Consider the following 13,281-nt stretch of genomic DNA (forward strand, 5'->3'; position numbering starts at 1 on the left):
TCGCCGCCGCCCTAGCGGTGGGCGGTCAGCTTCCGATTGGCGCGTACGCCGCCCGGGCGCGGATCGCCGTCAGACTGCCGCGATCGGCCTGCCCGTTGCGCGCTCGGCCGCCGTCGACTGAGGCGCGTCGCGTCGGGCGCCGCTCGCTTGCAATCACTCCCTGGCCGTCATGATCGCTGCCCGCCACGTGTTGAAACGCTGGCGAATCGCAGCGGAGGACGGCCGGCCGGGGACCTGGCCCTTGCCGCCGTCGGAAGACCACACGCCGTAGGCGGCGACGGACGGGCTCAACCCGTTGGTTTCAGCCCACAGCAGGAAGTCGCGCAGCGCCTGCAGGTACTCCTGCTCGGTGAATTTGACGGTTCCGCGCTGGCGGCCCGACTTGACTTGGATGCCGAGGCCGGCCAGTGCGTCGTTCCAGTAGCCGTTCGACCGCTTTGAAACCGTCTGCGACGTCGGAGGCCACGCGATCTGCCCGCGGTCCGACGTCAGGCCGAGGGTCGTGACGTAGTTGCTGCGTTCGGCGTCGTACTTCTTCGCCGTCAAGGTGATGCTCGGGTCAGTGCGCACCGCCGTGAGCGCGGCGGAGACGTGCCCCAACGCCTCGGCGACGGCGGCGGCGTTGCCCGAGAGCTGGGAGCGCACGGCGGTCGCGATGTCGTCGGGGATGTTCGAAATGTCTTCGGCCGGTTCGAGCTTGAGCGTCCTGGCGAGGATGAGCAGCAGGGCGCCGTCGATTGCCGCCTTGCTGAACAGCGGCGAACGGCCCTTTGTGTGCTGGTTGAAGTAGCCGGAGAGCATGGCCGCTGTGGCCACGGCGCTGACCGCGGCGGCCTCCTCGATCGCCACGTGATAATCCTGATCGGCCGCCGGCCCGCACAGGTCCGAGACGCAGCGAAGGGACACGAACGGAATTCCCCACGTCGTGCAAATCTGCGCCGCCGCCGTCGACTCCATGTCGGTTGAGATGGCGTTGGGGAATGCCGCGCGCACGGCTTCCACCTTGTCGGACGTGACAAAAGAGTCGCTCGTGAGCACCTGGCCCGAACGAGAAGCCGAGCCGGAGTGGAAGAGCAGCTCTTCGTCGCCGGCGAACATGTCCGGCTGGCCGGGAATCTGCCCCAGTTTGTATCCGAAGGCGGTCGCATCTGCCGAGCCGTAGGCGTAGGTCGATCCGACGACGAGGTCAAGCACGTTGACGTCGGTCGCCAACCCGCCGGCGGAGCCGATGGACACGACGCATCTTGGGCTGTACTCCGAGAGTATCCAACCCAAGGCACTTGCGGTCGCGACCGTTCCCACGCCCGTGCGCATGACGACAATTCGCCCGCTGGACGTCTGCGCATACCATGCCTGCCCCGTCGGAATGGGGATTTGAGTGATTCTAGACGCGGCGCCGAGCAGAGAGCGGCCTATGCCCGGGCGTTTTTCAGCGAGCTCGCGTGCACGAGAGGGCGCCTTGGTGAGGATGTCGAGGAAGGGCTGTACCTCGACATCCTGTGCAGCCAGCACAATGGCGTTTACGGTGGTCACGCCTCAATATCCTTCCATACCTCGCGCTGCTTCAACATAGAGCGGACGGCATGTTGCGCCGCCTCAAGTGAGTGATGTACGCCCCATCCGCATTGAACCTCGTTCGCGGCTGGGACTTCCGTTGCTCGCAGTATATCTTGAAAAGTGGCGGAAATGAGTGAAATTGCCCCGTCGATGTCAGGCTCGGAAGCGAGAATGAGATAGAAGCCAGTTTGGCATCCCATCGGAGAGAAGTCCACCACAACGTCACTGTGATTACGCGCATACTCCGCAAAGGAATGTTCAATCGAGTGCACTGCAGACATCTCTAGATGCTCTACGTTGGGTTGGCAAAAGCGCACGTCGTATTTGGTAAGGACATCGCCATGCGGCAGTCGTTTGACGTCAGCGACTCTGACAAACGGGGCGTGAACTGCGCGATGGTCTAAATTGAAGGACTCTACGTTCATTCGTTCTCGTTGATCGGGCATCGGATTCTCCTCTGGTCAGGCAAGCGTTGAAAATGCCGACGCTTCTTGCGGCCAGCGTCTACCATTATGTTACATACGACATCGTATATGGTGGAAGGCATTGAAAAAACTGGTCGGTGTTTCTCATTTTGTGAGACGGTGCGTTGGCGTGAAAGTTCAATCGTTGAGGGATGCGTCGGATTCTTTCGGTTGTGACCGGCTCTTGCCGGGCGTGGTCGTCAACTTTAGAAACAATCGCACCCCGGATTTTCTCAGGGTCGCCTCATGGTTGGCTCAGAAAGGCTGGGCAGGATGGAAGCACAGGCGGACACCCCGGGATTTCGTGGACCCGGACCCGCCGCCGGGGCGAAGGACATGCGCCTCGTACAAGAGAATAGCTTCGGTTTTCTCGGCATGGCGAGAATCCCTTCAGGCCGAAGCATTGGCGGGCGGCGATGCGTGGATCGCCGCCCGCTTGCTCTGCGCGAGAACGGATCCGCGAATTTGCTATTTCCTTTGTTTTGCCTGGCAATCCGGGCAGTAGCCGTGATAAATGACCTCCGCCTCGTTGATTGTGTATCCGTGAGTGTGAGAAGCGTGAAGGCAGGGCTTCTCTCCTTTTGCACAAGGAACGTCTTCAATCCTCCCGCACGACCGGCAGATGGCGTGATGGTGATTGTCGTTCCGGTTGATCTCGTAATAGGTGACGGTTCCCGCCGAACGAACCTCTCGCAGCAATCCCGCCGTCGTCAGAGCGTGGACGATGTCGTAGACGGCCTGGACGGAAACCGAGCCGATCTGGTCGATGACCCCCTGCCGCAGGGCCTCGACGCTGGAATGCCCGCCCTTTTGCGCTGTGCGCAGAAGGGCCAAACGCGGCTCCGTGACGCGCAGCCCCGCATCGCGCAGCGTGTTCGAATAGTCTCTCATCGCTCCTGCGGCTCTCTCTCGATTGTTTGCACTGTGCAGTGAAGTGGAAGCTCCCAATGGGGACGTGGAGTTCCGGTGGGGATGCGAAGGCCTGTCCCGGTAGCATTGTAGTTGCTTGCGTCAGCCCATGGGTACCCGTCGGCGTCGGTTCCGCCGGTAGGCCCACGGGCGTGACACGTCCGCACCGCAGCGGCGTGTCGCACGTCGATTGGAAGGAATGCAATGGCTCCGCTTCACGGTCTGCCCGACGGCCCGGCCGCGGTCGTCTCGGGCCAGATTTCCGCCGAAGAGGCTTCCCGCCCGCTGTCCGTCCGGGACATGTTTCGCGTGGGAATCGGCCCTTCCTCCTCTCACACGGTCGGCCCTATGAGGGCGGGCCTGCACTTTGCCGAACATCTGAAAATCCCCGCGCAGGCGAGGCTCGGACGCATCGTCGTCGAGCTCATGGGATCCCTGGGCGCCACGGGAAAAGGCCATTCGACGGACAGGGCCGTCATGCTCGGCCTCGCCGGCCATTCTCCCGAGAGCGTGCCGATTGACGTCGTCGACGCCATCATGGGCGACGTCGAACGCACCGGCCTGCTGAGCGTGGCCGGAGCGGGGGAGGTCGGATTCGCAGCCGAACGCGACATTCTCTTCCTCCCGGGAAAGATCCTTCCCTTCCATGTCAACGCTCTCACTGTCCGCGCCTTCGCCGAAGACGGGGCGGTCCTCGGCGAGCGCACATACTATTCGGTGGGCGGCGGATTCGTCATGGAAGAGTGCGGCGACGCCGAAAGGGCCTCCGAGGCGCGCCCGCTCGCCGCAGCCTGGGACTGCCCGGCGGCCTCCCCGCCCCCGTATCCGTATTCGAGCGCTGCCCAGTTGCTTGGCCACTGCGAGCGCGAGGGGCTGAGGATCTCCGACGTCGTCAAAGCCAACGAGCTCGCGCTCATGGGCGAAGACGAGCTGCGGGCGGCCCTCGACGGGATCGTCGCCGCGATGCGCGAGAGCATCGAAGCCGGTTGCACGACGACGGGGCTGCTGCCTGGAATCCTCAAAGTGCGCAGGCGCGCCCCTCGGCTTCTGGCCGACCTGCGCGCCCGGCAGGCCTCGGACGACGGCGACGAGCTGGCCGGAATGGACTGGATCAACCTCTACGCGCTCGCGGTCAACGAAGAGAACGCCGCGGGCCACCGCGTGGTGACCGCGCCGACCAACGGGGCGGCCGGCGTGATTCCGGCGGTGCTGGCCTACTACATACGCCGCAGGGGCGGCTCTGCCGAATGTGTGCGCCGGTTCTTGTTGACGGCGTCGGCCGTCGGCGGCCTCATCAAGACGAACGCTTCGATCGCGGGCGCCGAGGTCGGATGCCAGGGAGAAATCGGATCGGCCTGCGCGATGGCGGCGGCTGGCCTCGCCGAGGCTCTGGGCGGCGAGCCGCGGCAGGTGGAGAACGCTGCGGAGATCGCCATGGAGCACTGCCTGGGGCTGACGTGCGACCCGGTGGGCGGGCTCGTCCAGATCCCCTGCATCGAGCGAAACGCCATCGCCGCGGTGAAGGCGATCAACGCCGCGCGAATGGCGCTGTGGGGCGACGGGCGGCACGCAGTCTCCTTTGACGCCGTCATCGAGACCATGCGCCAAACGGGAGAGGACATGCTCTCCAAGTACAAGGAGACCAGCCGCGGGGGCTTGGCCGTCAACGTCGTCGAATGCTGACCTCGAGCGCTCCGAGGAGGTCGTCGACGAGGTCCCGCCAATGCTCTAGGCCGACGCTCAGGCGGAGCAGGTCGTCTGTCAGCCCGTAGCCCATTCGCCTCTCCCGCGGGACGTCTGCGTGCGTCTGGACGGCAGGGCATGTGATGAGCGATTCGACGCCGCCGAGGGATTCGGCGAAGGTGAAGATGCGCACCGATTCGAGGACCTTCGGCATGTCCACGGACTCGTTCGGGACGAAGCTCAGCATTCCGCCCCTGCCGGTGTAGAGCACGCGGTCGATGAGGGGGCTCTCTTCGAGGGCGGCCGCGACTTTTCGCGCGTTGTCCTGGTGGCGCTCCATGCGCAGGGCGAGCGTCTTCATTCCGCGCATGAGCAACCAGCTGTCGAAGGGGCTGAGGGTTGCGCCCGTCATGTTGAGGCGGACGGCAAGTTTCTCGGCGAGGTCCTCGCGGGAGACGATCACGGCGCCCGCCAAGACGTCGTTGTGCCCGCCCAGGTACTTCGTGGCGGAGTGAAGGACGACGTCGGCCCCCGATTCCAAAGGCCTTTGAAAGATCGGCGTGTAGAAGGTGTTGTCTACGGCCACGACCGCGCCTGCCCGATGGCCCAGATCGACGATTCGTTCAATGTCGATTTCGACCATCATCGGGTTGGTGGGCGTCTCGATGAAGACGAGGTCTGCCGGCTTGGCCAGGGCGTCGCACAAGCCTTGTTCGCCCATGGCGAAATCCACGTCGTAGACGCCGGTCCTGGCAAGCTCGTCGAAATAACGAAACGTTCCGCCGTAGATGTCTTCGGCGGCGACGATACGCGAGCCAGGGGCCGCTAAAGAGACGACCAGCTCGGCCGCCGCCATGCCCGACGACGTCGCGAATCCCGCTGTGCCGCCTTCGATCTGCGCGAGCGCGCTTTGCAGGACGTCGCGGGTCGGGTTGGCCGTGCGGGTGTAGTCGTATCCCGTCGAGGCGCCCAGTCCCGGGTGGGCGTAGGCCGTGGAAAGGTAGATGGGCGTGGTCAGCGCGCCGGTGCCGGGGTCGCTCGACGTGCCGATATGCGCCAGAACCGTCTCGGCGCGGCGGGAGGCCCTTTCGCGGCCGGAGGCTTCGTCGCGGACGCTCACGAATCCCCCTCCGTCCGCTCGGCGGCCTCGTTCTGCCGGGCCCGCGAAGCTTCCTGAGAATCGCCTGGGGACTGAGAGTCGGTTGACGATGCCGAGCCGGCCGAAGCTCCGGAATCGTCCGAAGTCTCAGGACCGGCTGACGCCTCCGTGTCGATCGGCTCCGCAGAGTCGATCGGCGCCGTTTCGAATGTGGCCGTCGCCGGAGTCGAAGCGGGCTCGTCGTCGGACACCGATTGCGCTTCGACGGCGCGCCTGAGCCGATCGACCGCCTCCTTCAGCGTGCTCCGCGGGCAGGCGATGTTGATGCGGGTATACCCGAGGCCTTCGTCTCCGAAGATGGCGCCGTCGTCGAGCCAAAGGTCCGCTTCGTTGACCATGAACTCGTCAAGCTCGCCCGCCTCGATCCCGAGATTGCGGATCAGCTCGCGGCAGTCAAGCCAGGGAAGGTATGTGCCCTCGGGCTCGACGAGCTCGATCCCGTCGATTCCCTCGAGCGCCGCCGCCAGAAACTCCAGGTTTTCAGCCATGTGCTCTCGGAAGGCGTCGAGCCATTCCTCGCCCTCCTCGTAGGCGGCGCGGCATGCGGCGAGGCCGAGGGCGTTTGGTTCGCTGTAGCCTGCGGCGTTCGACTCGCGGATGAAATCCTGCCGCCGCTTCCGGTCGGGGACGACGATGTTGGCGAGTTGGAGCCCGGCGAGGTTGAAGGACTTCGACGGCGACGTGAATGTCGCCGTTCGATTCGACATTCCCGGCAGGGAGGAGAACGGCGTCGTGCGGATGCCCGGATAGGTCAGATCGGCGTGGATCTCGTCCGAGAGGACGATGACGTCGAGTTTTGCGGCGAGGTCGGCGAGTCCGAGCAGCTCCTCGCGGGTCCACACCCGGCCGACCGGATTGTGGGGGTTGCACAGGATCATCGTCCGGGCGCCGGAATCGACGAACGTCGCCTCGAGGGCGGCGAGATCGCGAACGTATCGCCCCTCCCCATTGCGCGCGAGAGGCGCGTTGACCGCGATGCGGCCGTTGTTTTCGACGATTGACCGAAAAGGATAGTAGACGGGCTCCTCGATGACCACGCGGTCGCCGGGCTCCGTGAACGCCCTGACGGCGTATGTCAGAGCCGGGATCACGCCCCCTGTGGCGACGATCGACATCGGGTCGACGTCCCACCCGAAGCGGCGGGACTGCCAGGCGGCGACCGTCTCGAAATAGGATGCGTCCGGGCTCGTGTACCCGAAGATTCCATGGGCGACGCGATCGTGAAGCGCCTGGACGATGGCGGGGGCCGTCCGATGGTCCATGTCCGCAACCCACATGGGCAAAACCGTCTCGGGGTACCCGCGGCGCTCCCGGGCGTCCCATTTCAACGACTCCGTGTTCTCGCGGTCAATGAACGAATCGAAGTCGAATTCTCTGGCCACCTGCACGCCTTTCTCCTGGTCGTTGAAGCATCGATGCGGTTTCAGGCGCCTGCGGCGAGCGCAATGCACGGCCCGGAACGGCGTTCCGGTCGGCTTCGACAGCCGCCCATCGACCGCGAATCTAGATTACCAAGAACCCAGATTGCCAAGAACTTGAGCTGCTGAGGACTCGGGTTACCAAGAACTCGGGCTGCTGAGGACTTGGGCGATTGAAGGACCGTCGAGAGGGCGCGAGCCGGTCGGCGCCGTCGGCCTCGTGCGTCTCATGGAAGACCGTCGGAGAACAGGTATGTCAAGAGGGCGGCCAAGGCTATCGCGAGGGCGGCTGCGACGTAGGCGAGGGCCGTGCAGCCGAAGGCCTTGCGTGTGTTGCCTGTCTTTCGGCCGTTGCTCAGTGCGGCGTGGCCGGCGATTATCCCCAATATAGAGACAAGCATGGGAAAAACGAAGCCGAGGGAAAAATTTATCAGATACGCGAACATGTTCGCGACGGCTCCGAGGCTCAGAAGGCTGAACGTCAGCGACGCCGTTGCAAAGGGATTTCTCGGGACGGCAGGCTGGGGGCCTCCGCGAACCGGTGTTTGAGGGGCTTGACCTTGAGGAAACTCGTCTTGCTCGGCAGCGGAGGCTGACTGGTCCACGGCCGAGGCTGCTTGCTCAGCGGCAGAATCGGGGACCTGAGACGATTGCGCGGGGTTAACGTCGTGGGGCGCCGACATCGATGTCCTTTCTCCCAAATGCCGTGATCGTTCGACGAATAGACCGCGGCCGGAAAGGCTGGGAGCGTGATCGCCGTCCGAGCTTGATTCAGAATAGCGCGCGCACGCCTGAGGAGGAAATGCACGAGATGGTTCGCCGCGGCGCTCGCACTGCGGGGCGAGGCCGCATCGCTCAATTCGGCGTCTATTTCCTCGGCGTTGCCCCTACTGGAAGTATGTCTATTTCGGCGTTGCCCCTACTGGAAGTATGTCCATTTGAGAAGAAGCGGCGTGACGACGAGCCCTAGGTACCCCAGTGTCAAGCCTGCGCGGGCCATGCCCTCTCCCGACTCGCCGGTTTTTCGGACGGAGTGCAGCGCACAGTGCCCGCAGACGATTCCTGCGGGCAGGAAGACGAGCCAGGCAACTATCCATCCGCATATGCTGAAGACGAGCGAGCAGATGGCGAGCGAGCTCGTTTTCTGTGAGGGCGGCGGGCCGAACCCCCATTGTTGACAAGGCTGCGGCGCCGTGCCGTAGGGGAAATTCGACCAGTGGCCCGTGTGCGGCCCCTGAGCTTGTTCGTAGCCGTCATGGGCAGGCCAATGGCTGTCGGTGGCGGGGCCATAAGGGGGCGGAATCTGTCTATATACATCCTGGATAGGCATTTGAATGTCTTGGATGTATTGATCTTGCATTTGGGGACTTTGAGACAGATCAGCCCAGCTCTGGGTATGAATCTCCGAGTCGGTCCCGTTGCTTCTCTCTTCGTACGAAGAAAAGGATTCGCTGTTTTTATCTGCCTCTGAATTCCATTCGTTTGGAACTGACATAGTGAAATCCTTATTTTTGATTTCTTAATTTTGGTTATATGTTTGTGGTTTTTGAATTCTGTTACTTGTGCAGCTATGCCGCAAACGGTCATCGTGACGCCGTCTTTATTCAACCGATCGTCCCTTTTTGGCCTTGGCTCGCCTCCCTCGGCTGACTTGCCGATGAGAACAGGGCTTTCGTTTGGCGCCGCTGTCGCTGCGTCGCTTGATTCCGTCCCGGAGGCAGGGGGTTCCTGTCCTTGCCGCGCGGAAATGTTGTCAGGACGATGATATGCGTGTATGCCGCTCGCCACAAGGGCGACGAGGGCATTCACGGCGTGCCCCGTGACGAGTCTCGCGAAAGGCGGGAATGCGTTGGTTGGAACCCGTGGCGGTTTCGGACGCGTGTGGGTTGGGTGCGGCCTGCGGGAAATGCGGTGCGGGGCCCAGAGTGCCGTTCTGGGCCCCGCACCGATTGCGAATCTTGATTGCCCGGACGCGGCGGTGCAAGTGCGCCGAACCGGACTGCCGTGAGGGCGCCGGGCGGTTCGCACCTCCGACGCCGCGTGGGATTCATCCGAGTATGTCCGCGATTCCTTTTAAAACCGTGATTACGAGCGCGGCGAGAATGACCGTAATGTAGCCGATGACCGTGCCGGCAATGGCTTCGGGCTTGCCTCCTTTGCCCGTCTTTCGAATGTCGTTGAGAGCGACGTGCCCGAGGATGACGCCCGCTATGGGCAGGAGGAGGGCCAGGGCGGGGATTCCGAGCAAGGCGGTCACGATGCCTAGAATGCTGCACGCCAGCGAGGCGATTGCCAGAGGGTTCATCCCGCTGGCGACCGGCTGGCGGCTTCCGTAGGCCGCCGAATGCGGCGCCTGTACTTGGTTTTGTGAGAAAGCCCCCTGGTTCTGTGGGAAACTAGGCGTCTGCGGCTGTGGAAGGCCTTGGCCGCCCGCCTGTGGGCTCTCGTTTGGCGACGACTTCTGTTCTGGTTCTTCGTTTGGCAACGACATCGTTCTCCTTTCTCTCGATGTTTCCGGTCTTGTGGCGACTCGGACAGCACCTGATGCCCGCCGGCGCGAGCGGCCTCGAAGTGCAAATTCATAGTAGCGTGAAGCCCCCTAAGGGCAAAGTTGAGATACTGTTCGATTCAGCCCGCGCTTGCGCTCATGCGCAACGCTTTTGCGTCCTGACGGCTCCAAGCGAGCCTGCATCCTCGGGCCTGCCCGAAACTCAGACAGGCCCGGTGCGTCAGGCCGCCAGCGACAGCCGTGTCGCAAATCGGCGACATCGGTTTTTTCGCTCATGTCGAAATCAACCTCTAAATTGTCGAAGTATCAATGAATACTGGCCGTCGGGGAAGAACCGCCGATTCGCCTGCGCAAACTCAGTGTGTCGCAAACACTAGAAAACGAAGTCGATCTCTGGCACGCTGTTTTTATCTGGATTGAAGCGGTCCACACTTCCACAACTCAAATAACTTCATCGCATTGCGACCATGCCGGATCCGAGGCGTGCGGCTTTCGTTCCCACCTTCAGCGGTCGCCGCAACGTAAACCGTCTTTGCGCGCACCCGTCGCGAGTTCGGAAAGGGTCAAGCAACGAGAAGCCTGAGCCGTTCGACGACGGCGTCGGGCGTCGCGGCAAACCGCAGAAGACAACCACGCAAGCTTCTGGGTCCGGCCTCCGCCTCGCGAGGGGCGGCGATGAAAGACCACGACAGGAGATAACCATGAACTATCCCCTTTTCGCCGTCGACCTTACAGCGATCGGGGCATTGGCGTTTGCGCTGTACTATCCACGACACCGGCGCAAAGACTTGGCCGTCGCCCTTCTGGGCGTCAACATCGGAGTTTTCGCCGTGACCACGGCTTTGTCCACGGCGACTGTGGGCGCGGGGCTGGGGCTCGGCCTATTCGGCGTACTCTCGATCATCCGCCTGCGCTCGACCGAGCTGAGCCAGGTCGAGGTTGCATATTACTTCGCCGCCCTCGCCATCGGGCTCATCGGCGGAATGGGCGAAGGCATGTCCCTCCGCATCGCGGCGCTGCTCATCGCCGCGATCATCTTCGCCCTCGCGGTGGCCGATTCGAAGCTTGTGATGACGGGTTCGAGCCACATGACGCTGGTCGTGGACAGGGCCCTTTCCAATCCGGAAGAGCTTGCGCGGTACATTGAACGTCGCACCGACATGAAAGTGCGCGAAGTGAGCATCGTCAGGCTCGATTACGTCAATGACTCCACCATGGTCGACGTCCGCTGCTCGAAGGGGCGGGCCCAGATCCGGGAGACGAAGTCGTTGAGGGCAGCCTGATGGCGGTGATGTCTATGACGGGTGCGAGCGAAGCAGAGGCCAAGTCGAGTCCGAAGAGGGACGGATTCGAGCTGCTCGGCTTGCCGGAGATCTCTCTCCATGAGCTGTCTGCACGGGCCGAGCTGCTCAAACGAACCGACCGCAAGTACCTCGTTCCAGACAGGACGGTCGCCGAGATGGTCGGCTTTCTGTGCGACATCGGTGCCTGCGCATTGACGATCGACGGGCTTCAGACCTTCAGCTACCTCTCGGATTACTACGACACACTGGACTTTGCCCTCTATCGCGCGGCCGCCACCAAGCGCCGTCGGCGTTTCAAACTCCGTTCTCGGATCTACCTCGATTCGGGGCTGCATTTCATGGAGCTCAAGACCCGGTCCGGGCGAGGCCAAAACGTCAAAGACCGTCTGCGGCTGGAAGACGTCCGCTCGAAGGACTGTTTCTACCGCGGAGACCCCGCCGAACCGCTCACGCGTTCGGAGGTGCTCCCTTGGGCGGCCAAGCTTCTCGTCGGCCGCGGCGTCACGGCGACTCACAGGGAGGGGCTCAGAACCCTGGCGAGCCTTGTGCCGTCGAGCCGCTCGTACTACCGGCGCTCGACGGTCTGCCTCCCTGACGATTCCAGGTTGACGATCGACCGGGGCCTCGTGCTTGCGGGCCCCGGAGAGGACTCCGGGTTCGAGTTTCCCGAAGTGGTCGTCGAAACCAAATCCAGCGGACGCACATCCGACGTCGACCGGTGGCTGTGGTCCCGCGGCATACGGCCGTCCCGAGTGTCCAAATACGCCATTGGCACGGCAATCGTCCATCCCGAGCTGCCAGCCAACCGCTGGCATTCGACAATGACCAAACTAGGAATAAGGAGATAGCTATCCGATGACTGGGAAAATTCATAGACACGCGGCGGCGGTCCTCGCCGTCGGGGGCCTTGCCCTGGCCGGCTGCGGCGACGGGAAGTCGGACCCGGACGGAACGAAATCGACGTCCAAGGGGTCGTCGATTGTGGGCTCTGGCGAGACCGACGGATTGAAGATCCTCGATTCGCTGCGCAACGTTTCGGGAAAGAAAGTCCCCACGGGAGGCGACATTTACGCGTCCTCCGTCAAGCCGAACGGGGCCACTCCCGAGGCGGTCATGGCGGAGAACCAAAAACCGCACGCCGATTCCAACGACGCCGATTACAAGGAGTCCTCCGCGACGACGATCCAGCTCGACGGCACGCCGAAGGTTTCGGGCAAGGGCGCGAGCGCGACGCAGGACTCCGTGACCATCAAGCAGGACGGCACCTACGTGCTCTCAGGCTCCTTCAACGGGACGGTCACGGTCGAGGCGCCGGACACGGCGAAGGTGAAAATCGTCCTTAAGAACGCCAACATCTCCTCGTCCAAGGACTCGGCCATTCGGGTGAAGACGGCCGACGAAGCGGTCGTCATCGCCGCAGAAGGCACCTCCAACAGCCTGTCCGACACGTCGAGCTACGCCGGCAATGCGAAGGGGCCGTCGGCCGCCCTCGCGTCGTCCGCGGACCTCACCGTCGGCGGCAAGGGCGAGCTCAAGGTCACCGGGAACGCCAATGACGGCATCTCCAGCTCCGACGGCCTCGTCGTGACCGGCGGGAAGATCAGCGTCAGCGCCCCCGACGACGCCGTGCGCGGCCAGGACTACGTGGTCATAGCCGGCGGCTCGCTCGACGTCAACGGCAAGGGCAACGGCATCAAGTCTGAAAACGAGACCAAGTCGGGCCGCGGATACGTGCTCGTCACGGGCGGCGACCTGACGATCAACGGCGGTTCGTCCAACGCCGTGAACGCGAAAACCGAGATTGTCATCGCCGGCGGCAATATCAAGATTGCGGGCTCCAAGGAGGGCATCGAGGCGGCCCACGTCCTCCTTGCGGGGGGCAAGGCCGACGTCAAAACGACCGACGACGGCATCAACGCCACCGGCGTCAGGCCCTGGCTCTCCGTCTCCGGGGGCGAGTGGCGTCTGGACACCGGAGGCGACGGCTTCGACTCCAACGGCGCCGCCTACATCGGCGGGGGAAAGATGACGATCTACGGCCCCACCGACACGCGTGCGGCCTCGCTCGACGCCGAGACCGGCCTTGAAATCGACGGCGGCACCCTGTTCGCCGCGGGCCCCTCGGGCATGGACGAAACGCCGTCGTCGGGCTCGTCTCAGACGGCGATCAAGGTCGACGCCGCGGTCAAGGCGCAGACCACCGTCACCGTCGTCGAATCGGGGGGCAAGGAACTGGCCAAGCACACCCTCACGAAGGACGTGAGTTCGATCTTCTTCT

The 13,281-nt window shown here is 63.4% G+C and carries 12 protein-coding genes; 4 read left to right on the forward strand and 8 right to left on the reverse strand.

The genetic code is table 11. From position 1 onward, the window contains the following. Positions 1-153: 153 nt before the first annotated feature. The 3 genes from mtnN to ACO48X_RS04895 all read right to left on the reverse strand — a co-directional run bounded on the left by mtnN (position 154) and on the right by ACO48X_RS04895 (position 2,912). The gene (gene mtnN / locus ACO48X_RS04885; RefSeq protein ID WP_485001003.1) at positions 154-1,533 is read right to left on the reverse strand and encodes a 5'-methylthioadenosine/S-adenosylhomocysteine nucleosidase; all 1,380 of its coding nucleotides are present in this window, start codon (positions 1,531-1,533) and stop codon (positions 154-156) included. Further along, positions 1,530-2,003, reverse strand: a complete 474-nt coding sequence (locus ACO48X_RS04890; protein ID WP_485001004.1) for an S-ribosylhomocysteine lyase — start codon at positions 2,001-2,003, stop codon at positions 1,530-1,532. Before ACO48X_RS04890 ends, mtnN begins: the two co-directional genes overlap by 4 nt. 486 nt (positions 2,004-2,489) lie before the next feature. Further along, complete coding sequence (locus tag ACO48X_RS04895; protein WP_485001005.1) at positions 2,490-2,912, reverse strand: Fur family transcriptional regulator; 423 nt, start codon at positions 2,910-2,912, stop codon at positions 2,490-2,492. Positions 2,913-3,134: 222 nt separating this feature from the next. On the opposite strand from ACO48X_RS04895, the gene ACO48X_RS04900 reads away from it, so the two are divergent. After that, on the forward strand, positions 3,135-4,613 hold the full coding sequence (locus tag ACO48X_RS04900; RefSeq protein ID WP_485001006.1) for an L-serine ammonia-lyase: 1,479 nt from the start codon (positions 3,135-3,137) through the stop codon (positions 4,611-4,613). Here the strand turns inward: ACO48X_RS04900 and ACO48X_RS04905 are convergent. The 5 genes from ACO48X_RS04905 to ACO48X_RS04925 form a co-directional block, all read right to left on the reverse strand. Continuing rightward, positions 4,594-5,733, reverse strand: coding sequence for a PLP-dependent transferase (locus ACO48X_RS04905; RefSeq protein WP_485001007.1), 1,140 nt, complete (start codon positions 5,731-5,733; stop codon positions 4,594-4,596). The two genes, ACO48X_RS04900 and ACO48X_RS04905, sit on opposite strands and share 20 nt — an antisense overlap. Then, the gene (locus tag ACO48X_RS04910; RefSeq protein ID WP_485001008.1) at positions 5,730-7,154 is read right to left on the reverse strand and encodes a MalY/PatB family protein; all 1,425 of its coding nucleotides are present in this window, start codon (positions 7,152-7,154) and stop codon (positions 5,730-5,732) included. The genes ACO48X_RS04905 and ACO48X_RS04910 overlap by 4 nt, the downstream gene beginning before the upstream one ends. 263 nt (positions 7,155-7,417) lie before the next feature. After that, positions 7,418-7,591, reverse strand: coding sequence for a hypothetical protein (locus ACO48X_RS04915; protein ID WP_485001009.1), 174 nt, complete (start codon positions 7,589-7,591; stop codon positions 7,418-7,420). 518 nt (positions 7,592-8,109) lie between these two features. Further along, entirely contained in the window at positions 8,110-8,520 is a 411-nt protein-coding gene (locus ACO48X_RS04920) for a DUF4190 domain-containing protein (protein ID WP_485001010.1), read from the reverse strand. Between the two features lie 717 nt (positions 8,521-9,237). Beyond that, positions 9,238-9,495 carry a DUF4190 domain-containing protein gene (locus ACO48X_RS04925; RefSeq protein WP_485001011.1) on the reverse strand — a complete coding sequence of 86 codons (258 nt, stop codon included), beginning with the start codon at positions 9,493-9,495 and terminating at the stop codon, positions 9,238-9,240. A gap of 905 nt (positions 9,496-10,400) precedes the next feature. On the opposite strand from ACO48X_RS04925, the gene ACO48X_RS04930 reads away from it, so the two are divergent. From ACO48X_RS04930 to ACO48X_RS04940, 3 genes are all read left to right on the forward strand, one after another. Then, positions 10,401-10,982 carry a DUF4956 domain-containing protein gene (locus tag ACO48X_RS04930; RefSeq protein ID WP_485001012.1) on the forward strand — a complete coding sequence of 194 codons (582 nt, stop codon included), beginning with the start codon at positions 10,401-10,403 and terminating at the stop codon, positions 10,980-10,982. Further along, positions 10,982-11,851 (forward strand): VTC domain-containing protein, encoded by an 870-nt coding sequence (locus ACO48X_RS04935; protein ID WP_485001013.1) that lies wholly within the window; start codon positions 10,982-10,984, stop codon positions 11,849-11,851. The genes ACO48X_RS04930 and ACO48X_RS04935 overlap by 1 nt, the downstream gene beginning before the upstream one ends. A gap of 7 nt (positions 11,852-11,858) precedes the next feature. After that, a partial coding sequence (locus ACO48X_RS04940; RefSeq protein WP_485001014.1) for a carbohydrate-binding domain-containing protein occupies positions 11,859-13,281 on the forward strand: 1,423 nt, incomplete at its 3' end.

This window comes from Peptidiphaga sp., from assembly GCF_057238965.1.

Coding starts and splice junctions, on each gene's coding strand:
- ACO48X_RS04930 (WP_485001012.1), top strand. CDS start 10,401: ATGAACTATCCCCTTTTCGCCGTCGACCTTACAGCGATCGGGGCATTG.
- ACO48X_RS04895 (WP_485001005.1), bottom strand. CDS start 2,912: ATGAGAGACTATTCGAACACGCTGCGCGATGCGGGGCTGCGCGTCACG.
- ACO48X_RS04900 (WP_485001006.1), top strand. CDS start 3,135: ATGGCTCCGCTTCACGGTCTGCCCGACGGCCCGGCCGCGGTCGTCTCG.
- ACO48X_RS04935 (WP_485001013.1), top strand. CDS start 10,982: ATGGCGGTGATGTCTATGACGGGTGCGAGCGAAGCAGAGGCCAAGTCG.
- ACO48X_RS04925 (WP_485001011.1), bottom strand. CDS start 9,495: ATGAACCCTCTGGCAATCGCCTCGCTGGCGTGCAGCATTCTAGGCATC.
- ACO48X_RS04890 (WP_485001004.1), bottom strand. CDS start 2,003: ATGCCCGATCAACGAGAACGAATGAACGTAGAGTCCTTCAATTTAGAC.
- ACO48X_RS04920 (WP_485001010.1), bottom strand. CDS start 8,520: ATGCCTATCCAGGATGTATATAGACAGATTCCGCCCCCTTATGGCCCC.
- ACO48X_RS04915 (WP_485001009.1), bottom strand. CDS start 7,591: ATGCTTGTCTCTATATTGGGGATAATCGCCGGCCACGCCGCACTGAGC.